Annotated in this window: 23 protein-coding genes; 15 read left to right on the forward strand and 8 right to left on the reverse strand. The window is 69.3% G+C overall.

Translation table 11 applies throughout. From position 1 onward, the window contains the following. Positions 1-63: 63 nt before the first annotated feature. Positions 64-357, reverse strand: coding sequence for a GIY-YIG nuclease family protein (locus CSW64_RS16780; protein WP_099623174.1), 294 nt, complete (start codon positions 355-357; stop codon positions 64-66). A gap of 218 nt (positions 358-575) precedes the next feature. Between CSW64_RS16780 and CSW64_RS16785 the strand changes: the two genes are divergently transcribed. From CSW64_RS16785 to CSW64_RS16795, 3 genes are all read left to right on the forward strand, one after another. Next, a complete protein-coding gene (locus tag CSW64_RS16785) occupies positions 576-878 on the forward strand; it encodes a putative quinol monooxygenase (protein ID WP_245863742.1) in 303 nt (100 codons plus the stop codon). Positions 879-1,233: 355 nt separating this feature from the next. Beyond that, positions 1,234-1,827 carry a hypothetical protein gene (locus tag CSW64_RS16790; protein WP_099623175.1) on the forward strand — a complete coding sequence of 198 codons (594 nt, stop codon included), beginning with the start codon at positions 1,234-1,236 and terminating at the stop codon, positions 1,825-1,827. A 252-nt stretch (positions 1,828-2,079) separates the two neighbouring features. Continuing rightward, entirely contained in the window at positions 2,080-3,522 is a 1,443-nt protein-coding gene (locus CSW64_RS16795; protein WP_099623176.1) for a DEAD/DEAH box helicase, read from the forward strand. A 164-nt stretch (positions 3,523-3,686) separates the two neighbouring features. Here CSW64_RS16795 and CSW64_RS16800 read toward each other — a convergent pair whose 3' ends face one another. Both CSW64_RS16800 and CSW64_RS16805 read right to left on the reverse strand, forming a co-directional pair. After that, positions 3,687-4,466, reverse strand: coding sequence for an enoyl-CoA hydratase-related protein (locus tag CSW64_RS16800; RefSeq protein WP_099623177.1), 780 nt, complete (start codon positions 4,464-4,466; stop codon positions 3,687-3,689). A 163-nt stretch (positions 4,467-4,629) separates the two neighbouring features. Further along, complete coding sequence (locus CSW64_RS16805; RefSeq protein WP_099623178.1) at positions 4,630-5,160, reverse strand: gamma carbonic anhydrase family protein; 531 nt, start codon at positions 5,158-5,160, stop codon at positions 4,630-4,632. Positions 5,161-5,471: 311 nt separating this feature from the next. Between CSW64_RS16805 and CSW64_RS16810 the strand changes: the two genes are divergently transcribed. Further along, positions 5,472-6,236 carry a PhoH family protein gene (locus CSW64_RS16810; RefSeq protein ID WP_099623179.1) on the forward strand — a complete coding sequence of 255 codons (765 nt, stop codon included), beginning with the start codon at positions 5,472-5,474 and terminating at the stop codon, positions 6,234-6,236. Positions 6,237-6,298: 62 nt separating this feature from the next. On the opposite strand, the gene argF is transcribed toward CSW64_RS16810, so the two are convergent. Both argF and CSW64_RS16820 read right to left on the reverse strand, forming a co-directional pair. Next, positions 6,299-7,237, reverse strand: coding sequence for an ornithine carbamoyltransferase (gene argF, locus CSW64_RS16815; RefSeq protein WP_099623180.1), 939 nt, complete (start codon positions 7,235-7,237; stop codon positions 6,299-6,301). After that, on the reverse strand, positions 7,234-8,451 hold the full coding sequence (locus tag CSW64_RS16820; RefSeq protein WP_099623181.1) for an aspartate aminotransferase family protein: 1,218 nt from the start codon (positions 8,449-8,451) through the stop codon (positions 7,234-7,236). The genes argF and CSW64_RS16820 overlap by 4 nt, the downstream gene beginning before the upstream one ends. Positions 8,452-8,602: 151 nt before the next feature. Here CSW64_RS16820 and CSW64_RS16825 point away from each other — a divergent pair, with 151 nt between their 5' ends. Both CSW64_RS16825 and CSW64_RS16830 read left to right on the forward strand, forming a co-directional pair. Continuing rightward, a complete protein-coding gene (locus tag CSW64_RS16825; RefSeq protein ID WP_099623182.1) occupies positions 8,603-8,983 on the forward strand; it encodes a SpoIIAA family protein in 381 nt (126 codons plus the stop codon). 80 nt (positions 8,984-9,063) lie between these two features. After that, positions 9,064-9,480 carry a YbaY family lipoprotein gene (locus tag CSW64_RS16830; protein ID WP_099623183.1) on the forward strand — a complete coding sequence of 139 codons (417 nt, stop codon included), beginning with the start codon at positions 9,064-9,066 and terminating at the stop codon, positions 9,478-9,480. A gap of 75 nt (positions 9,481-9,555) precedes the next feature. On the opposite strand, the gene CSW64_RS16835 is transcribed toward CSW64_RS16830, so the two are convergent. Together CSW64_RS16835 and CSW64_RS16840 are read right to left on the reverse strand one after the other, a co-directional pair. Next, entirely contained in the window at positions 9,556-10,428 is an 873-nt protein-coding gene (locus tag CSW64_RS16835; RefSeq protein ID WP_099623184.1) for a M28 family peptidase, read from the reverse strand. A gap of 23 nt (positions 10,429-10,451) precedes the next feature. After that, on the reverse strand, positions 10,452-11,273 hold the full coding sequence (locus tag CSW64_RS16840; protein ID WP_099623185.1) for an ABC transporter permease: 822 nt from the start codon (positions 11,271-11,273) through the stop codon (positions 10,452-10,454). 298 nt (positions 11,274-11,571) lie between these two features. Here CSW64_RS16840 and gcrA point away from each other — a divergent pair, with 298 nt between their 5' ends. The 5 genes from gcrA to CSW64_RS16865 all read left to right on the forward strand — a co-directional run bounded on the left by gcrA (position 11,572) and on the right by CSW64_RS16865 (position 15,315). Beyond that, the gene (gcrA, locus tag CSW64_RS16845) at positions 11,572-12,087 is read left to right on the forward strand and encodes a cell cycle sigma 70 cofactor GcrA (RefSeq protein ID WP_099623186.1); all 516 of its coding nucleotides are present in this window, start codon (positions 11,572-11,574) and stop codon (positions 12,085-12,087) included. Between the two features lie 123 nt (positions 12,088-12,210). Further along, complete coding sequence (gene xseA / locus CSW64_RS16850; protein WP_099623187.1) at positions 12,211-13,653, forward strand: exodeoxyribonuclease VII large subunit; 1,443 nt, start codon at positions 12,211-12,213, stop codon at positions 13,651-13,653. A gap of 27 nt (positions 13,654-13,680) precedes the next feature. Continuing rightward, a complete protein-coding gene (locus CSW64_RS16855; RefSeq protein WP_099623188.1) occupies positions 13,681-13,896 on the forward strand; it encodes a DUF2093 domain-containing protein in 216 nt (71 codons plus the stop codon). Between the two features lie 227 nt (positions 13,897-14,123). Then, on the forward strand, positions 14,124-14,732 hold the full coding sequence (locus tag CSW64_RS16860) for a M23 family metallopeptidase (protein WP_342745827.1): 609 nt from the start codon (positions 14,124-14,126) through the stop codon (positions 14,730-14,732). An 85-nt stretch (positions 14,733-14,817) separates the two neighbouring features. Further along, positions 14,818-15,315 (forward strand): response regulator, encoded by a 498-nt coding sequence (locus tag CSW64_RS16865; protein ID WP_099623190.1) that lies wholly within the window; start codon positions 14,818-14,820, stop codon positions 15,313-15,315. Here the strand turns inward: CSW64_RS16865 and CSW64_RS16870 are convergent. Then, a complete protein-coding gene (locus tag CSW64_RS16870; RefSeq protein WP_099623191.1) occupies positions 15,312-16,247 on the reverse strand; it encodes a lysophospholipid acyltransferase family protein in 936 nt (311 codons plus the stop codon). The two genes, CSW64_RS16865 and CSW64_RS16870, sit on opposite strands and share 4 nt — an antisense overlap. Positions 16,248-16,418: 171 nt before the next feature. Here CSW64_RS16870 and CSW64_RS16875 point away from each other — a divergent pair, with 171 nt between their 5' ends. From CSW64_RS16875 to CSW64_RS16890, 4 genes are all read left to right on the forward strand, one after another. Beyond that, the gene (locus tag CSW64_RS16875) at positions 16,419-16,802 is read left to right on the forward strand and encodes a helix-turn-helix domain-containing protein (protein ID WP_099623192.1); all 384 of its coding nucleotides are present in this window, start codon (positions 16,419-16,421) and stop codon (positions 16,800-16,802) included. A 40-nt stretch (positions 16,803-16,842) separates the two neighbouring features. Further along, a complete protein-coding gene (gene hisN / locus CSW64_RS16880) occupies positions 16,843-17,655 on the forward strand; it encodes a histidinol-phosphatase (protein ID WP_099623193.1) in 813 nt (270 codons plus the stop codon). 156 nt (positions 17,656-17,811) lie between these two features. Further along, a complete protein-coding gene (locus tag CSW64_RS16885) occupies positions 17,812-18,141 on the forward strand; it encodes an ArsR/SmtB family transcription factor (RefSeq protein ID WP_172448609.1) in 330 nt (109 codons plus the stop codon). Next, positions 18,138-18,605, forward strand: coding sequence for an SRPBCC family protein (locus CSW64_RS16890; RefSeq protein WP_245863743.1), 468 nt, complete (start codon positions 18,138-18,140; stop codon positions 18,603-18,605). The genes CSW64_RS16885 and CSW64_RS16890 overlap by 4 nt, the downstream gene beginning before the upstream one ends. Positions 18,606-18,635 lie beyond the last annotated feature (30 nt).

An 18,635-nucleotide genomic window follows, 5' to 3' on the forward strand; every position in this document is an offset into this window, starting at 1 on the left:
GGGCGGCGTCGCTGGGTCCCGGCTCTCCGCTACGCTCCGGCCGGGATGACATTGAGGGGACGGTCACTGGTTCAGGGTTTCGTAGAGATCCCGCCAGGTCGGGTTGTCCTTCTCGATCAGCGCAAGCTTCCCGGCGCGGCGCCACCTTTTAAGGCGCTTCTCGAACGCGATCCCGTCGAGCGGCTCATCGAAGGCGACGTACCAGACGAGAAGCTTGACGCCATATCGCCGAGTAAACGTCGCACCCCGCCCTTCGCGATGAAGCCAAACGCGATACGCGAGGTTCCCGGTCACGCCGACGTACAGTGTGCCATTGCGTCGGCTCGCCAAAACGTAGACGTGGTGGCGCCGCCTCATTAATCAATCTTAACAAGCATTTAATATCGAGTCATCCCGGAGGCTGCGCAGCAACTATCCGGGACCCAGACCGCGCTGGCGTTCGCCGCCACTGCTGTCCCGGTTGTCAGCAGGCGCCCTTCCCTCGGCCGCCGCGCCGCGCATACTCAGCGCCGATGTTGGACCGCCGCGAGATGATCGTCGGAGCGATCGCCGCCTGCACGGCTGAAGGAGCCCCCATGTCCGAGAAATACGGCCTGTTCGGCAAGCTGGTCGCCGCCCCCGGCAAGCGCGACGAACTGCTCGGCTACCTGTCCGAGGGGACCGAGGCGATGCCGGGCTGCCTGCTCTACGTCCTGTCGACCTCCGAGGCCGAGCCGGACGCCATCTTCATCTACGAGGTCTGGGAAACCCGGCAGCACCACGCCGACTCCCTCAAGCTGCCCGCCGTCCAGGCCAGCATCGCCAAGGCCCGCCCGATCATCGCCGGCTTCGGCCCCGAACGGTTCGAGATGACGCCGGTGGGCGGCGTGGGAATCTAGACCCCGGCGCTCGCGCCTCCGCCGGCCGCGGGCTTGTTCCCGGTCGTCGGGCATGGTCAGCTTCGAACGAAGGCTTTGGGGGACGCGTCATGGCCATCCTCGCGGGACGACGCGTCGGCCTGGTCCTGGCGGTCACCGCCTTCGCCGGCCTGTTCGCCGCGCCGGCCGCGGCCCGCCCCAAGACGCCGACCCTGTCCAAGTTCGAGTCGCGCACCCTGCCGCCGAAGGCGGTGACGCGGCGCATCGGCGAACAGCTGGGCGAGCTGCTGGTCCCCCCGACCCAGCGCATGGCGCCGGGCGCCCCTACCCGGCCGCTGCAGGACTTGACCTTCAGAACCCGCCCCGCGCGACCTACGTGCCCGGCGTCTGCCAGGCCGACGTGGCGGTCTTCGAGTTCCATCCAGTCGGCCCGGCGACCCGGCCGGGCGACGTCCCCACCCGTCTCGTCGGGATCACGGCCGAAACGGGCTATCGCCTTCTACGCCCCGCGGGCGTCGCCCTGGCCGCCTTCGAAAAAGCCGACGACGAGGACCGGCTGCCGGAGAGCCCTCTCGACTTCCCGGACACGGCCGCCTGCGAACGGTTGGCCGCCGAGGAGGCGGCCTTCACCCGCGCCGATTCGCCGGCCGACTTCCTGGAGAACATGGCGCTGCTGGAGAAGATCGGGACGACCCTGCGCGACGGCGGGTCGCTGGAGATCGTCTGCGACTTCGCGCCCGACCGCGCGCCCGCGGCCTGCCGCAAGGTGATCCTCGCCTTCCCGGAAACCCCGGTCATCGAAATCCAGTCCTGCGACGAGACTCCCGCCCCGAGAACCTCCTGCGTACGCTTTGAGGACTGGAACGGCGGCCTGAACGTCCATCTGCGCCAGACCGGCGGCGCCCCCGAGATCACCCGCGTCCACCGCCCGGAACCGCCCATCATCATGGCCCATCCGCGCCGCGATTGACGGTCGACCCGGAGTCGCCCGGTCGCATTCCCTTGACTTTCAAGGCTTTCCCCGCCACATAGCCGCCGTTGCGCGGCATCTCCGCCGCGCCGATCGGCCCTGGCCGGCCGCGTAAGGCGCTTGAATGCGCTCCCCGGCCCAGACGCCGACCATCCCATAGCGACGCCATTACGCGGGGCGTCTTCCAGAAGACCCCGCTCCCGCCCGCAGGCCGTCAGGCCATGCGGCGCGTGTCGCATACGAAAGAGATTCATGACCGACTTCGCTTCGCTTGGCCTGGCCAAGCCGCTTCTCTCCGCGCTGGCCGCCGAGGGCTACACCAAGCCGACCCCGATCCAGCAGCAGGCCATCCCGCTGGTGCTCGAGGGCAAGGACGTGCTGGGCATCGCCCAGACCGGCACCGGCAAGACCGCCGCCTTCGCCCTGCCGATCCTGCAGCGCCTGGCCGAGAACCGCCGCCCGGCGCCGCGCCGCGGCTGCCGCGCGCTGATCCTGTCGCCGACCCGCGAGCTCGCCACCCAGATCGGCGACAGCTTCAAGACCTACGGCGCCAACATGGGCCTGTCCGTCCAGGTGGTGTTCGGCGGCGTGAAGTACGGCCCGCAGGTCCGCGCCCTGGCCGGCGGCGTCGACGTGCTGGTGGCCGCGCCCGGCCGCCTGATCGACCACATCAACGAGAAGGTCGCCAACCTGTCGGAGACGGAGATCTTCGTCCTCGACGAGGCCGACCAGATGCTCGACATGGGCTTCATCGTGCCGATCCGCCGGATCGTGAAGCACCTGCCGCACAAGCGTCAGAACCTGTTCTTCTCGGCCACCATGCCGAGCGAGATCGAGAAGCTGGCCGGCGAGCTGCTGCACAACCCATCGAAGGTGTCGGTGACGCCGCAGTCGACCACGGTCGAGAAGATCGAACAGAAGATCCTGTTCGTGGAGGCCGCCCGCAAGCGCGCCCTGCTGGCCGAGCTGTTCGACGACGCCGCCTTCAAGCGCGTGCTGGTCTTCACCCGGACCAAGCGCGGCGCCGACCGCGTGGCCAAGGGGCTGAACACCATCGGCGTCGAGGCCGCCTCGATCCACGGCGACAAGACGCAGGGCCAGCGCGAGCGCGCCCTGGCGGCGTTCAAGGCCGGTTCGATGCGGGCCCTGGTCGCGACCGACATCGCCGCCCGCGGCATCGACGTCGACGGCGTGACCCACGTCATCCAGTACGAGCTGCCGAACGTGCCGGAAGCCTACGTCCACCGCATCGGCCGCACGGCCCGCGCCGGCGCCAACGGCGCGGCGGTGTCGCTGGTCGCCGACGACGAGCGCAATCTGCTGAAGGACATCGAGAAGGTCACCCGCCAGCGCATCCCCAGCTGGGATCGCCGCAACGACAAGGTCCTGGGGCAGGCCCAGGCCGCCCTCTCGGCGACCGACCCGATCAAGACCGAGCGTCATCGCGACCCGCGGGCCGCGGGCGGCGGCGGTCGTAACGGCGGCGGCGGCCGCGGCGGCCAGCAGAACCGCAACAAGAAGCCTCAGGCGCTGGACGCCTCAGGCAAGCCGCAGCCGGAACGCGGCCAGCGCGCCCGCCACCGCCCGGCCGGCTACGAGCCCCTCGCCGCCGCCGGCGACGCCCCGCCCAAGCGCAAGCGGAACCGCAATCGCAACCGCGGCAAAGGCGGCGGCGGCCAGGGCGCTCAGGCGTAGTCCGGCGTCCGCTCCGGCATGAGAAAGGCCCGCGCCGAGGGATCGGCGCGGGCCTTTTGCGTGTTGCGTCCTTCGACACGCAGCCTTCGGCTGCTGCTCAGGATGACTAGGGAATAGTCATGGTGAGCAGCGACCGCAGGTCGCGTGTCGAACCACGCAGGGCGCTACCGCCCCTTCCACTCCGGCGCCCGTTTCTGGGCGAAGGCCAGCGGGCCTTCCCGGAAGTCCTCGGACTGGAACAGGGCTGCGACGGCCGGCATCTTGAACTGACCCTTGATGGCCTCCTCGAGGTTCATCTCCAGGCCCTGCATCACCGCCTGCTTGCTGGCGCGGATCGACATCGGGCTGCATTCGCCGATCAGGGCCGCCCACTTTTTCGCCTCCGCCAGCAGGTCGGCCGCCGGCACGACGGCGTTGACGAAGCCCAGCTGGCGCCCCTCCTCTGCGCCGACGCGGCGGGCGGTCAGGATCATGCCCATCGCCTGCTTCAGCCCGATCTGGCGCGGCAGCCGGTGCAGGCCGCCCGCGAGCGCCGCCAGCCCCACCTTCGGCTCCGGCAGGGCGAAGACCGCCGTATCCGCCGCGATGATGAGGTCGCAGGCCAGGGCGATCTCGAAGCCGCCGCCCATCGCCACCCCGTTCACCGCCGCGATCAGCGGCTTGTCCAGGTCGAAGCGGCTGGTCAGGCCGGCGAAGCCCGACGGGGGACTGCCCATCTTGCCGCCCGAGGCCTGGTGCTTGAGGTCGTTGCCGGCCGAAAAGGCCCGGTCGCCGGCCCCGGTGACGATCCCCACCCACTGGTCCGGATCGGCGGCGAAGGCGTTGAACGCCTCGTCCAGCTCGAAATGCATCGGCGAATGGAGGGCGTTCATCACCTCCGGCCGGTTCAGGGTGAAGATGGTGACCGGCCCTTCGCGGTCGACCTTGATGAACTCGTAGGCCATTTGCGGCGTCGCTCCCTTTCTTGATCCTCCTCTCTGGGGGAGGTGGCTCGGCGAAGCCGAGACGGAGGGGGTCCTGCCGGCGATCCGAGACCCCCTCAGCCGTCGCTTCGCGCCGGCAGCTCCCCCAGAGGGGAGCATCTGACGGTCGCTTACGCCGCGTCCGTCAACCGACCGCCTTCAGATCCCGCGCGAAGCGCTTCCAGTTCTCCACGTAGTGCAGGGCCGACATCGTCAGGCCCCGGGCCTGCTGCTCGCTGATCTCGCGGACCACCTTGCCGGGCGCGCCCATGACCAGGCTGTTGTCCGGAATCTCCTTGCCCTCGGGAATCAGCGCCCCGGCGCCGATCAGGCAGTTGCGGCCTATTTTCGCGCCATTCAGCACGATCGCCCCGATCCCGATCAGGCTGTTGTCGCCGATGGTGCAGCCATGAAGCATGACCATGTGGCCGACCGTCACGTTGGCGCCGATGACCAGAGGCATGCCGTGATCGGCGTGAAGCACAGAACCGTCTTGGACGTTGCTGTTCTCGCCGATGGTCAGGGATTCGGTGTCGCCTCTAGCCACCGCGCCCCACCAGATGCTGGCGTTCTTCTTCAGAATCACAGCGCCCATCACCTCAGCGCTGGGCGCAATCCAGTATTCACCTTCCGGAGGCAGCTGCGGCGTCAGGGCGCCCAAAGCATAAACAGTCATACCCTCGCCTTGTCTATTTATCGTGACGGCTTGATTAACCGCTCGGAAACCACGTTAGATCATCATAGTCGGGCGATTCGAGGGGGCCTCGGCCATCTCGCATCCTGCATGGGCGGACGTCCCGTCCATGGTCTCCTGACGACGGAGAACCGGGTGTCGCGTTTTGTGTCCAGGCGCCGTCGAGCGCCGCACGTTCCGCATAGCGCCAGCGAGCCGCCGGGCCGCGCACGCGCCATCCATTTCGTTCTCCTCCAGCAAGGGCGCGCCATTTCGGCGACGCCCTTTTTTCATGCCCCATCGGAGGCTTCTCTATGACCAAGCGTGCCCTGAAGCGGACCGTGCGCGAAGGCGCATTCGATCACGCCCAGTTCCACGACGACGGCAAGGTGCGCCGTCTGCCGGTGAACAGCGGCGGCTGGTCTCCGCTCGGCCGGGATGACGACCGCGACCAGGGGTACCTCAAGACAATAAAACCAAAGTCGGACGGCCAGGCCGAGCTGCTGGCCGCCATCGACGCCAAGAACCTGGTCATGGCCCTGGGACCGGCCGGCACCGGCAAGACCTATCTGGCCATCGCCAAGGCGGTCGAGGCGCTGGAAGGCGGCAAGGTCGCCAAGATCGTGCTCAGCCGCCCGGCCGTCGAGGCCGGCGAGTCGATCGGCTTCCTGCCCGGCGACATGGAGGACAAACTCGCCCCCTACCTGCGGCCGCTCTACGACGCCCTGTCGGACCGGCTGTCGATGAAACGGGTCCGCGCCCTGATCGCCGAGGGCGCCATCGAGATCGCCCCGGTCGGCTACATGCGCGGCCGGACGCTGAACAACGCCTTCGTGGTCATCGACGAGGCCCAGAACTGCACCTACGGCCAGCTGAAGATGCTGCTGACCCGCCTGGGCTGGCACTCGACCATGGTCGTGACCGGCGACCCGCACCAGTCGGACCTGCTGCCGGGCCTGTCGGGCCTGGGCGACGTGGCCGACCGGTTCGAGGCGGTGCCGAACATCGCCGTCGTGCGGCTGGCCGAGCAGGACATCGTCCGCCACCCGCTGGTCGCGGAGATGCTGGGCGTCCTCTGATCCTTCGGCCCTGAAAGGAAAAGGCCCCGCGGAGCGATCCGCGGGGCCTTTGTCTTTCTACGTCAGCCGATCTTGCCGAAGCACCAGGCCAGGATCGACTTCTGGGCGTGGATGCGGTTTTCCGCCTCGTCCCAGACCAGCGACTGCGGCCCGTCGATGACGCCGTCGGTCACCTCCTCGCCGCGGTGCGCCGGCAGGCAGTGCAGGAACACCGCGTCCCGGTCGGCCAGCGCCATCAGGTCCTCGTCGACCTGATAGGACTCGAAGGCGTCCAGGCGGGCCTCGCCATCGACGTCGCCCATCGACACCCAGGTGTCGGTGACCACGCAGTCGGCGCCGCGGACGGCGTCGCGGGGGTCCTCGGTCATCTGCACCTGGCCCTGCTGCTCGGCCGCGCGGGCCAGGTCGTACAGGTCCGGGTGGTAGGCCGCCGGGCAGGCGATGTTCAGCTTGAAGCCCAGCTTCGGCGCCGCATGGATGAAGCTGGCGCAGACGTTGTTGCCGTCCCCGACCCAGGCGATGGTCTTGCCGGTGACCGGGCCGCGATGCTCTTCGAAGGTGAGCAGGTCGGCCATGATCTGGCAGGGGTGGCTGCGGTCCGTCAGGCCGTTGATCACCGGCACGGTCGAGTTCTGCGCGAACAGCTCGACGTCCGAGTGGCGGTTGGCGCGGATCATCACCGCGTCGACCATGCGCGACAGCACCTTGGCGGTGTCCTCGATCGTCTCGCCGCGGCCGAGCTGCATGTCGGACGAGGTCGAGATGATGCCGGCGCCGCCGAGCTGGCGGATGGCGGCGTCGAACGAGAAGCGGGTCCGGGTGGAGTTCTTCTCGAAGATCATCGCCAGCGTCCGGCCGGCGGCCGGAGCGTCGTGATCGACCATGGCCTGGGTCCAGCCGCGGCGCGACGCCTTGCGCGTCTTGGCGTCGTCCAGGATGGCCCGCAGCTCGTGGGCCTCGAGCTTCCAGAGGTCCAGGAAGTGGCGAGGGGAAGCGGTCATGCGGCCGCCTTCGCCCGCGCGAACTCGCAGGTCTTCTCGAGCTTCTCGACGGCCTCGCGGGCCTCGTCCAGGGTCAGGTTCAGCGGCGGCAGCAGGCGCACGCAGTTGTCGCCCCCGCCGGCGACCAGCAGCTTGTGGTCGCGGGCCCAGCCCATGAACTCGCGGTTCACCGGGACCAGCTTCAGGCCGATCAGGAAACCCTTGCCGCGCACGTCGACGATGACGTCCGGGAAGCGGTCCTTCAGGCCGTTGAGCTGCTGGGCGAAGTAGCCGGCCACGTCGCGGACGTTGGTCAGGGTCTCTTCCTTGGCGATCTCGTCGAAGGCCGCGATGGCCACGGCCATGGCCAGCGGGTTGCCGCCGAAGGTCGAGCCGTGGACGCCCACGGTCATGCCCTTGGCCGCTTCCGCCGAGGCCAGGCAGGCGCCGACCGGGAAACCGCCGCCCAGGGCCTTGGCCACGCACATGATGTCCGGCGCGGCGTCGCTGGCCCAGTCATGGGCGAACAGCTTGCCGGTCCGGCCCATGCCCGACTGGACCTCGTCGTAGATCAGCAGGACGCCGTTCTCGCGGGTCCAGGCGCGGATCTGGTCCAGGTCCGCTTCCGGCATGGCGCGCGCGCCGCCTTCGCCCTGGACCGGCTCGAAGATCAGGGCGGCCGTGGTCGGCTGCTCGATCAGGGCCTTGAGGGCGTCCATCTCGCCCCACTTGGCCTGGATATAGTTCGGCAGGCGCGGGCCGAAGCCCTCGACGTAGGACGGGTTGCCCGCGGCGTTGATCGCCGCATAGCTGCGGCCGTGGAACGAGCCGTCGAAGCCGATGATGTCGACCCGCTCCGGCTGGCCGTTGGCGGTGTGATACTTGCGGGCCGTCTTCAGCGCGCACTCGATCGCCTCGGTGCCCGAGTTGGTGAAGAACACCACGTCGGCGAAGGTCGCGTCGGTCAGCCGCTTGGCCAGCTCTTCCTGGCCCGGAATGCGGAAGATGTTCGACACGTGCCAGAGCTTCTCGCCCTGCTCCTTGAGCACCTCGACCAGCTTGGGATGGCAGTGGCCCAGGCCGTTGGTGGCGATGCCCGCCACGCAGTCCAGGTACTCCTCGCCGGAGGTGTCCCAAAGGCGCGCGCCTCGGCCTCGTTCAACCGCCAGCGGGGCGCGGTTGTAGACGCCCATGATGTGGTCGGGGGACGGGGCGGAGGTGGTCGTCGTGCTCAAGGGTGCCTCCCAAAAGCGAGAAAGTCCCCGGCGGTCGCGCGGGGACAGGAAGGCTTGGCGTTGTCGCGGGGGAACGCCGGGATGTCAATGACTTGTCCGATGAAACCCGCGGCCTTTCCGGCCGTTTGTGTGGGGCTGAGGGAGCCCTGACATGATCGAGATCCTGCCCGCGCCCGACCACGTCGCCGCCGTCCGCATGGAAGGCCGTCTGACGGCGGACGATTACGACAAGCTGATCGCCCTCATCGAGGCAAAGCTGGCCGACCATCCGATCATCCATGTCTATGCCGACACGATCCCCTTCGACGACATCGCGCCCGAGGCTCTGGCCAAGGATTTCGCCTACAGCTTCAGCAAGATCACCCAGTGGCCGCGCTTCCGTCGCGCGGCGGTGGTCACCGACAAGGGCTGGATGCGGATGCTGCTGCGCGCGACCGCGCCCTTCGTGCCGACGCTGGAGTCCCGCGCCTTCGGCCCGGGCGAGCAGGCCGAGGCCCTGACCTGGATTTCCGCCGCCCCCGACAAGGCCTGACGACCACAAGGCCCGACGTCAAAACCTGACCATGATTGCGGGGTACTGGCCCCCGCTTCATCAACTGACTGGAGCTCTCCATGATCCGCACCACGATCGCCATCGCCCTGGCCGCGTCCGTCTCGGCCTGCGCCGCCTCGCCCGAGTCCAAGCCCAAGCCGACCTCCCCCGCCGTGGCGGAAGTGACCGGCACGCTCATCTGGCGCGAGCGCATTCTGCTGCCGCCGTCCAAGGTGACCATCCAGCTGCTGGACGTCTCGCTGATGGACGCGCCGTCGAAGGTGATCGCCGAGCAGGTCGTCGAGGGCGTCCGGTCGCCGCCGGTGGCGTTCAAGCTGGCCTTCGACCCCAAGAAGATCGAGCCGCACGCCCGCTACACCGTCTCGGCCCGCGTGGAGACCGACGGCCAGCTGCGCTTCATCACCGACACCCACAACCCGGTGATCACCAACGGGGTGAAGAACCTCGAGATCGTCGCGGTCGGCGTTCAGCGCTAACCTCTCCGCCTGCCCCCCCCAAAACGAAGAAGGCCCCGGATCGCCTCCGGGGCCTTCTCTCTTTCGTATCCGCCGCTAGCGCGCGTCGAAGGCCTTCGCGGCGGCCACGGCCAGGGCGGCGGCGCGCTCGACGGTCTTGGGATCGACGTCTGCCATCGTGTCCTGCGGCGTGTGGATCAGGCCCAGAATCCGCGGCGGGGCCTTGGCCGCCTTCGGATCGGCCATGAAGGCCTGCAGGTCGAGCACTTCGGCGCGCGGCAGGATGCTGATCGACGTCGCCAGGACGCCGGCCTTGCGGAAGGCCAGATGGTCGCTCGGCGGGTAGCGGTCGAAGCTCACGCAGTCCTCCTTGGCCGCGCCGCAGGCCGCCGCCATGCCGGCCTGGATCACGGCTCGGACTTCGCCCTCGCCGGCATAGAAGAAGGGCGTGTCGCCGTAGGCGTTGATGTCGAAGTTCACCACCGCGGCCGTACGGGCGGCGTCTGGCCCCTGGGCGTAGGCGAAGGCCCCGAGCAGGCCCAGTTCCTCCTGGTCGAAAAAGACGACGCGCAGGCGATGGTTCTTCAGCCCGCCCTTCAGCTGCTCGGCGGCGTTGACCAGCGCCACGACCGAGGCGGCGTTGTCGACGACGCCGTCGACCAGCTTGCCGTCCTTCAGGACCTCGGCGTCGTAGTGGGCGGTCAGCAGGATGTCCTTGTCGCCCTGCCCGAGCGTGACGACGACGTTGTAGCCTTCGGGCACGCCCGGCTTGCCGCTGTTGAACGGCTGGACCTCGTACTTCAGGCCCCGCGCATCGAGCAGCGCCTTGAGCGTGGCCAGGCGCTCGGCCTGGGTCGGCTTGGCGAAGGCGGCGACCGCCTCGGCCGTCGCGGCGGGCGCGGCCAGCACGGGCGCCGGCGCGGCGCAGAGAACCAGGCCGGCCAGAGCCAGCGCCTTGAACGACGTCATGGAATTTCCCCCTTGGAAACGAACTAGGTCTTGAGCCGCCAGCCGGTGACGAAGACGCGCCAGCACCAGGCGAACATCGCCAGGTTCAGCACCGCGACCACGACGACGCCGACCATCAGGTTGCCGTCCGCCTGGCCGATGAAGCCGTAGCGGAAGCCGTCGATCAGATAGAAGAACGGGTTGTAGTGGCTGGCCGTGCGGAACGGCTCCGGCAGCCGGTCGACCAGGTAGAAGGTCCCCGACAGGAAGGTCATCGGCATGATGATGAAGTTGGTGATCGCCGCCAGATGGTCGAACTTCTCCGACCACAGGCCGGTGGCGATGCCCACCAGTCCGAGCAGCAGCGAGGCGCCGATCCCGAAGTAGAGGATCGCCCAGGGATGGGCGACGCGCAGCTCGGTGAACGGCAACAGGGCGATGGTGATCGCCGTGACCAGGCCCACGACCATGCCTCGCGTGGCCGCGCCCAGGGCGAAGGCCAGCACCTGCTCAAGAGCCGACAGCGGCGGGGTCAGGAAGTCCGGCGTCAGCCCCATCATCTTGGCCTGCAGCAGGCTCGACGAAGAGTTGGCGAAGGCGTTGTTGAGGATCGCCATCATGATCAGGCCGGGGGCCACGAAGGCCGAGAACGGCGTGCCGTGGATCGGCGGGGCGGCCCCGCGCACGGCGACGACGAAGACCATCATATAGAGCAGGGTCGTCACGACCGGCGCGGCGACCGTCTGGGTCGCCACCTTCCAGAACCTGCGGACCTCCTTGAGATACAGGGTCGCGAAACCGGTCCAGTTGAAGCCCGCGTAGTCGCGGGGTTGCGGCGGAAGCGCGCGGTCGGCCGTGTCTTTCATCCGCCCTAGGTGCGCTCGCCCGGGGACAAGCGCAACCATCCCGGGGACAAACCGCGCGAAAACCTTGCCCACCGTCCGAAAAGCCCCTATTTGCGCCGCCCTTCGGGCAACCGGGCGCGCCTCTTCGGTAGGGTTTGATTCAACATATTGAATCTGTGGACATCCTAAAGGCGCCTATTGTGCCCGTTAATAGAAGGTTTACGATATCTAGTAGGCGGGGGGCTCTGAGAGCCGTCCGGATACTAGATGTGGGGTGGAGCGCTGAAGGCGCCGCCCGCTTGGCAGAAAGGGCTGGACGATGGGCTGGACCGACGAACGCGTAACCACTCTGAAGAAACTCTGGCTCGATGGCCTCTCAGCCAGCCAGATCGCCAAGCAACTCGGCGGGGTCACCCGCAACGCCGTCATCGGCAAGGTGCACCGCCTGGGCCTGTCGGGCCGCGCGGCGCCGTCGCAGCCTGCCCGTCCGGCCTTCAAGACCCCGCGCCCGCCGCGTCCGGTCTCGACCGCGCCGGCCACGCCGCGCCGCGTCGTCGCCGAGCCGGCGGCCGCCGCCCCGACCCAGCCGCTGCCGCAGCCGGTGCACCGCATCGAGGAGCCGGGCAGCGCCACGGTGCTGACCCTGGGCGCTCACATGTGCAAGTGGCCGATCGGCGATCCGTCCAGCGACGGCTTCACCTTCTGCGGCCGCCGCGCCGGCGACACCGGCCCCTACTGCCGTGAGCACGCCCAGGTGGCCTACCAGCAGCCGCAGACCGGCAAGAAGAAGGCCACGGCCTCCGAACTGGCCCGCTCGCTGCGCCGCTATATCTAACGCTTCTCTGGCGTCATCCCGGACAGCCCGCAGGGCTGATCCGGGACCCGGCCGGCGGTGTCTCTGGGTCCCGGCTCTTCGCGCTACGCGCTTCGGCCGGGATGACCGCTATAAAGGAACGGCATGACCGATTCCGACGCCGCCCCATCCAACGCCCAGGCCTATTCCGTCTCGGAACTCGCGTTCGCGCTCAAGCGGACGCTCGAGGACGCCTACGGCTTCGTGCGGCTGCGCGGGGAGCTGTCGAAGGTCACGCACCATTCCAGCGGCCACGTCTACCTGACCATCAAGGACGACAAGGCCGCCATCGACGGCGTCGTCTGGAAGGGCTCGGTCCGCAACCTGTCCATCCGCCCCGAGCAGGGGATGGAGGTCATCGTCACCGGCCGCATCACCACCTTCCCGGCCGGGTCGCGCTACCAGATCGTCATCGAGACCATGGAGGCGGCGGGCGTCGGCGCCCTGCTCGCCCAGCTCGAGCGGCTGAAGCAGAAGCTCCACGCCGAGGGCCTGTTCGCCGCCGAGCGCAAGCGCCGCCTGCCCTCGATGCCGGCCGTCGTCGGCGTGATCACCAGCCCCACCGGCGCGGTCATCCGCGACATCCTGCACCGCATCCGCGACCGCTGGCCCTGCCGCGTGATCGTCTGGCCGGTGATCGTCCAGGGCGAGGGCGCCGCCGCCCAGGTCGCCGGCGCGATCCGCGGCTTCAACGCCATGACGGCCGACGGGCCGATCCCACGGCCGGACATCCTGATCGTCGCTCGCGGCGGCGGCTCGGTGGAGGACCTCTGGGCCTTCAACGACGAGACCCTGGCCCGCACGGTCGCCGAGGGGACGATTCCCTTGATCAGCGCGGTCGGGCACGAGACCGACACCACCCTGATCGACTATGTCTCCGACCGCCGCGCGCCCACTCCGACCGCCGCCGCCGAGATGGCCACGCCGGTCCTCGCGGAGCTGAAGGCGGCCGTCAGCGACTACGACCGCCGCCTGAACCAGTCCGGCGCCCGGGCGATCGAGGGCCGCCGCGACCGGCTGAACGCCGCGGCTCGCGGCCTGCCCCGCCCGGCCGATATCCTGGCCCTCGCCGGACAGCGGCTGGACTACGCCTCCAGCCACCTGACCATGGGCCTGCGTCGCAACGTCGACCTGCACGCCCGCCACCTGGCCCAGATCGCCGCGCCGCTGCGCCCCGCCCTGCTGGGCAGCCGCAACGACCAGCTGCGCGGCCGGCTGGACCAGCTGAACCTGCGCCTGAACGCCGCCATCCCGCGCCGGCTGGAGGCTGAGCAGATCCGGCTGGCCAGCCTCGACAAGCTGCGCCAGACCCTGAACCCGAAACGCCCGCCCCGCCCCGGCTTCGTGCTGGTGACCCGGGCGGACGGCTCGACCGTCGGCAACGGCGCGGATCTGGCCTCGGGCGAGACCGTGCGGCTGATGTTCGAGGACGCCACGCGCGAGGCCGTCATCGACGGCGACGGCGGCGTCGCCCCCCCGCCTCCGCCGGCCCCGAAGCCTGCCAAACGCCCCCCGACGCCGCCGACGGACCAGGGCGACCTGTTCTAGCGGCCCCACAGTCGCTAAATAGGGGTCATGAACGCTTTCGATCGCGACATGGGCGGCGACCTCGCCGTGCTGCATTACGGAGACGGCGAGTACGCCGTGCTCAAGCCGGGCCGGCATGTGCTCTGCGCCGTCAGCGGCGTGAAGATCCCGCTGAAGGCCCTGCGCTACTGGAACGTCGAGGCGCAGGAGGCCTACGCCGGCCCCGCGGAGGCGCTGAAGCGCTGGAAGGACCTGAACCCCTGAACCGGCGAGAGGTCCTGGCGGGACTGGCCGGCGCAGGCGTCTGCGGCCCGGCGCTCGCCAAGGCTCCGACGCTCGACCTGGCCGGCCGCTATCGCCAGGGCGGCTTCGCCATCGGACGCACTGCGCCTGACGCCGACATCCTCCTGGACGGCGAGCGGCTGAGCAAAGCCTCCGGCGGCGGCTGGTTCTTCGTCGGCTTCGACCGCGATGCGGCGGCCGCGGCGACCGTGCGGGTCGAGACGCCCGCCGGCGCCGCCCAGTCCGTCCTGACCATCGCGCCCGGCGACTTCGACATCCAGCGGATCAGCGGCCTGCCCGACGACCAGGTGTCGCCGACCAACCCCGCCCTGCTCGAACGCATCCAGCGCGAAGCGGCCCTGAAGTCCGCCGCCCTGCAAAGTCGCCTGCCCGCCGACCATTTCCGGGACGGCTTCGCCATGCCCCTGACGCGCTGGCGGCTGAGCGCCCGCTTCGGCGGCCAGCGGATCCTCAACGGCGTGCCGAAACGGCCGCACTACGGTTGCGATCTGGCCGCGCCGACCGGAACGCCGATCATGGCCCCGGCCGCCGGGCAGGTCGTCCTGGCGGAGCCGGCCATGCATTTCGAGGGCGGCCTGACCATGATCGACCACGGCCAGGGCCTGATCAGCTTCTACCTTCACCAGTCCCGCATCGCCGTGACGGCCGGCCAGACCGTGAGGCGCGGCGAGGTCATCGGCGCGGTCGGGGCGACCGGCCGAGCCACCGGGCCGCACCTCTGCTGGCGGCTGAAATGGCGCGATCGCAACCTCGATCCGCTGCTTCTGGCGTCATTTCGCGCTGTTCCTGCGACCTAATAACTTTTCGGTAGGCCGCGTCGGCCTATCAACGTTCATCAAAACCACCGACCGGCACGCACCGCGTCGGGGTATGCGAGGACTTATGGACGAGGGACTGAGCGGCCTTAAGGTGCTGCTGGTTGACGATAACCAGCACATGCGCGCCATCGTGTGCGCGATCCTCAAGGGCGTCGGGGTCCGCGACGTTCGTGAGGCTCGCGACGGCGCCGAGGGCCTGCAGGCTCTGCGCGACTGGCCCGCCGACATCGCCATCGTCGACTTCCGCATGTCGCCGCTCGACGGCGTCGAGTTCACCCGCCTGGTCCGGAACGCCCCCGACAGCGCCAACCCCTACCTGCCGATCATCATGATGACCGGGTTCGCCGATCGCCCCCGCGTGGTCGAGGCGCGGGACGCCGGGGTCACGGAGCTGGTGGTCAAGCCGGTCACGGCCCGCTCAGTGATCGACCGCCTGAACGCCGTGGTGTTCCGGCCGCGGCCGTTCGTGCGGACCGCGGACTACTTCGGCCCGCGTCGGCGCGGCATCGACGACGTCGCCATCGACGACCCCGACTCCTTCGGCCGCGAGCTGCGGCTCTAGGCTTCGCCGGCGGCCAGTTCGTCGTAGGCCTCGTTGGGCCAGCGCCGATGGACCCAGAACCATTCGCCGGGACGGCGGCGGACCTGCTGCTCGATCAGCGCGGTGATCCGGCGCACGCCCTCGGCGATATCGGCCGTCCGGTCGCCGGTCTGGGCCAGCACGATCGGCTCGTGGACCACGGCCCGGAAACGGGCCCCCTTGGTCCGCTCGACGGTCATCGGCTGCAGCACCGCGTCGAAGCGCAGCGCCAGCCGCGTCGGCCCCGGCGCGGTCATCACCGGCCGGCCGAAGAAGGGCGCCGCCACCCCGCCCTGATTGAACTTCTGGTCGTTCATCAGCGCCACCGAGACGCCCCGGCCCATGGCCTCCAGCATCTCGCGGGCGCCGTCGCCGCCCTTGGGCGCGAACAGCCGGACGCCGTAGCGGAAGCGGCTGTCGCGGATGCGCTTGTCGACATAGGGGTTGTTCGCCGCCCGGTAGGTGATCTCGCAGGGGACGCCCGCGTTGACGATCGCCGACGGCATGATCTCCCAGTTCGAGAAGTGGCCCGAGACGAACACCACCGGCCGGCCGCCCGCGGCGATCTCGGCCAGCCGCTCGCCGCCGACGATCTCGACCCGCCCGGTCGACGGCAGCAGGCGGTCCATGTTGGGAAACTCGGCCACCGTGCGGCCGTTGCTCTCCCACTGCTCGCCCAGGATCCGCCGATGCCAGGCCTCGTCCTTCTCCGGGAAGGCCAGCTTCAGGTTGGCCGCAGCCACCCTGTGGGTCTTGGTCGCCGGGCCGATCAGACGGAACAGCTTCCCGCCCAACCATGAGGCCGCGTCCACCGGCAGCAGCCGGAACAGGAAGGTGAAGACGTCGTAGGCGACGGCTTCCAGACGCCAGACCAGATCCTGCCAGGCCGAGGGAGATGAGGGCGTGTGCGCCATGTCTCCCTCCTAGCGCGGTTCGGGCGGAAAGGGGAATCGCGCTGGACGTGAACACCTCACGGGGGCGCCGATAACGCTGAAACTCCCTTGGCGCGCGACTTGCGGCTCACAGCCCAGACCGTTCCGTTTCGGAACAGTCCCGAACTGCAATCTAGATGGGGGCGACAGCCCATGGGCAACGACATCGACGTTCATCTCGGCAAGCGGCTCCGCCGCCGCCGTCGGCTCCTCGGCCTGACCCAGCAGCAGCTGGCCGGCACGGTCGGGGTGCGTTTCCAGCAGATCCAGAAGTACGAGTGCGGCGCGAACCGCATCTCGGCCTCGCGGCTCTGGCAGCTCTCCGAAGCCCTCGAAGTGCCGGTCGGCTACTTCTACGACGGCCTCTCGGACGCTGACCGGCGCGAACTCGGCGAGCATGCCGGCGAGGGCGGCGAGATGTTCGCCCGCAAGGAGACCCTGGACCTGATCCGCGCCTACTACCAGCTGGGCGAACGCCCGCGCCGGCGCCTTCTGGACCTGGCCAAGTCGCTCAACGGCGAAAGCGACGCCGCTTAAGGCTGTTTGCATCGTGCGGCGGGCGCGCTAAGCCCGCCGCATGACGCTCTCCGCTGAACGCTACGCCGAATTCGACGCCTTCCTGCTCGAGCTCAACCGCGCCTCCGGGGCGGCGATCCTGCCCCTGTTCCGGGCCGACCATGGCCTGGTCAACAAGCTGGAGAGCGGGTTCGATCCGGTCACCGAGGCCGACAAGGGCGCCGAGCGCGCCATCCGCGCCCTGATCGCCGAGCGTTATCCCGACCACGGGGTGATCGGCGAGGAGTACGGCGAGGACCGTCCCGACGCCGAGTTCGTCTGGGTTCTGGACCCCGTCGACGGCACCCGCGCCTTCATCGCCGGCCTGCCTTTGTGGACCACCCTGATCGGCCTGCGCCACGAGGGGCGTCCGATCCTCGGCTCGATCGGCCAGCCCTACCTCGACGAGATCTATATCGGCGGCAAGGCCACCGGCTCTCGCCTGGTCGGCCGCGGGACCGAGACGCCGCTGCGCGTCCGCCCCTGCCCCAAACTGACCGAAGCCATCATCTGCACCACCGATCCGGCCATCCTGACCGGGCCGGAGCTCGGCTCCTGGACCCAGGTCCGCGCCGCCGCCCGCCTGGCCCGGCTGGGCCTGGACGCCTACGGCTACGCCATGGTCGCCATGGGCAAGCTGGACCTGGCGCTCGACACCGGCCTGAAGGTCTGGGACGTCGAGGGCGTGATCCCGGTCGTCGAGGGCGCCGGCGGGATCGTCACCGACTGGCACGGCCGTCCGGCCCGCACCGACAGCGGCAAGTTCGCCTTCGCCGGCGACCCGGCCTGCCTGGAAGAAGCGCTGGTGACCCTGCGACGCTCGGCTGTCGACTAGGCCCATCCGGGGACATGCTCCCGCAGGGTGCGTGTCCCCTCAGCCTCCCTATCGCCGCCTTACCGAACCCAGGGGGACACGCACCTTCGGAGCATGTCCCCGCGCCCATTTCAATTAGCATTGACTAATGCATTAGTTGATGCTAATTGATCCCGCATGATGCAGACCGACACCCTCGATCACCTCATGCGCGCCCTCGCCGACCCGACGCGGCGCTCGATCTTCGAGCGCATCGTCCATGCCGACGAGATCACGGTCGCCGGCCTGACGGAGGGCAGCGGCGTGACCCAGGGCGCGATCTCGCAACATCTGAAGACGCTCAAGAAGGCCGGCCTGGTCATCGAGCGCCCCCAGGGGCGTAACGTCTACTACCGCGTCCAGCCGGAGGGCCTGGAGCCGCTCTTCGACTGGATGAGCCACTACGACCGCTTCTGGCGCGACCGCTTCGCCAACCTGCGCAGCCTCCTCAAGGAAATCGACACATGACGATGACCGCCGCCCCCGCCACGACCACCCGCGACATCGTCGTCGACGAGGTCTTCCCCCACGCCCCAGAGACCCTCTGGAAGGCGCTGACGACCGGCGCCCTGATGGGCCGCTGGCTCATGGCGCCCACGGGGTTCGAGCCGGTCGAGGGCTGCCGCTTCACCTACCAGACGACCCCGGCCGGCGCCTGGGACGGCGTGATCCACTGCCAGGTTCTGTCGGTCGTTCCGAACGAGCGGTTCGCCTACAGCTGGGTCGGCGGCGACGCCGGCAACCAGGGCTACGGATCGCGGCTCGAGACCATCGTGACCTTCGAGATCTTCCGGGTCGCTGAGGGCGCGCGCCTGCGCCTCACCCATTCGGGCTTCTCGCTGCCGCACAACGAGACCGCCTACGAGAACATGAGCCGGGGCTGGAAGAGCGTCGTTCCCAACATCGGCGTCATCGCCGGCGAAGCGGCCTGAGCCGCCCCCTCAACGCCCCAAGGGACATCC

It is taken from the genome of Caulobacter mirabilis (genome assembly GCF_002749615.1).
Taxonomy (GTDB): Bacteria; Pseudomonadota; Alphaproteobacteria; order Caulobacterales; family Caulobacteraceae; genus Caulobacter; species Caulobacter mirabilis.

Excerpts from the sequence above, each read along its gene's own strand:
- CSW64_RS16780 (WP_099623174.1), bottom strand. The coding sequence starts at position 357 with ATGAGGCGGCGCCACCACGTCTACGTTTTGGCGAGCCGACGCAATGGC.
- CSW64_RS16785 (WP_245863742.1), top strand. The coding sequence starts at position 576 with ATGTCCGAGAAATACGGCCTGTTCGGCAAGCTGGTCGCCGCCCCCGGC.
- CSW64_RS16795 (WP_099623176.1), top strand. The coding sequence starts at position 2,080 with ATGACCGACTTCGCTTCGCTTGGCCTGGCCAAGCCGCTTCTCTCCGCG.
- CSW64_RS16800 (WP_099623177.1), bottom strand. The coding sequence starts at position 4,466 with ATGGCCTACGAGTTCATCAAGGTCGACCGCGAAGGGCCGGTCACCATC.
- CSW64_RS16805 (WP_099623178.1), bottom strand. The coding sequence starts at position 5,160 with ATGACTGTTTATGCTTTGGGCGCCCTGACGCCGCAGCTGCCTCCGGAA.
- CSW64_RS16810 (WP_099623179.1), top strand. The coding sequence starts at position 5,472 with ATGACCAAGCGTGCCCTGAAGCGGACCGTGCGCGAAGGCGCATTCGAT.
- argF (WP_099623180.1), bottom strand. The coding sequence starts at position 7,237 with ATGACCGCTTCCCCTCGCCACTTCCTGGACCTCTGGAAGCTCGAGGCC.
- CSW64_RS16825 (WP_099623182.1), top strand. The coding sequence starts at position 8,603 with ATGATCGAGATCCTGCCCGCGCCCGACCACGTCGCCGCCGTCCGCATG.
- CSW64_RS16830 (WP_099623183.1), top strand. The coding sequence starts at position 9,064 with ATGATCCGCACCACGATCGCCATCGCCCTGGCCGCGTCCGTCTCGGCC.
- CSW64_RS16835 (WP_099623184.1), bottom strand. The coding sequence starts at position 10,428 with ATGACGTCGTTCAAGGCGCTGGCTCTGGCCGGCCTGGTTCTCTGCGCC.
- CSW64_RS16840 (WP_099623185.1), bottom strand. The coding sequence starts at position 11,273 with ATGAAAGACACGGCCGACCGCGCGCTTCCGCCGCAACCCCGCGACTAC.
- gcrA (WP_099623186.1), top strand. The coding sequence starts at position 11,572 with ATGGGCTGGACCGACGAACGCGTAACCACTCTGAAGAAACTCTGGCTC.
- xseA (WP_099623187.1), top strand. The coding sequence starts at position 12,211 with ATGACCGATTCCGACGCCGCCCCATCCAACGCCCAGGCCTATTCCGTC.
- CSW64_RS16855 (WP_099623188.1), top strand. The coding sequence starts at position 13,681 with ATGAACGCTTTCGATCGCGACATGGGCGGCGACCTCGCCGTGCTGCAT.
- CSW64_RS16865 (WP_099623190.1), top strand. The coding sequence starts at position 14,818 with ATGGACGAGGGACTGAGCGGCCTTAAGGTGCTGCTGGTTGACGATAAC.
- CSW64_RS16870 (WP_099623191.1), bottom strand. The coding sequence starts at position 16,247 with ATGGCGCACACGCCCTCATCTCCCTCGGCCTGGCAGGATCTGGTCTGG.
- CSW64_RS16875 (WP_099623192.1), top strand. The coding sequence starts at position 16,419 with ATGGGCAACGACATCGACGTTCATCTCGGCAAGCGGCTCCGCCGCCGC.
- hisN (WP_099623193.1), top strand. The coding sequence starts at position 16,843 with ATGACGCTCTCCGCTGAACGCTACGCCGAATTCGACGCCTTCCTGCTC.
- CSW64_RS16885 (WP_172448609.1), top strand. The coding sequence starts at position 17,812 with ATGATGCAGACCGACACCCTCGATCACCTCATGCGCGCCCTCGCCGAC.
- CSW64_RS16890 (WP_245863743.1), top strand. The coding sequence starts at position 18,138 with ATGACGATGACCGCCGCCCCCGCCACGACCACCCGCGACATCGTCGTC.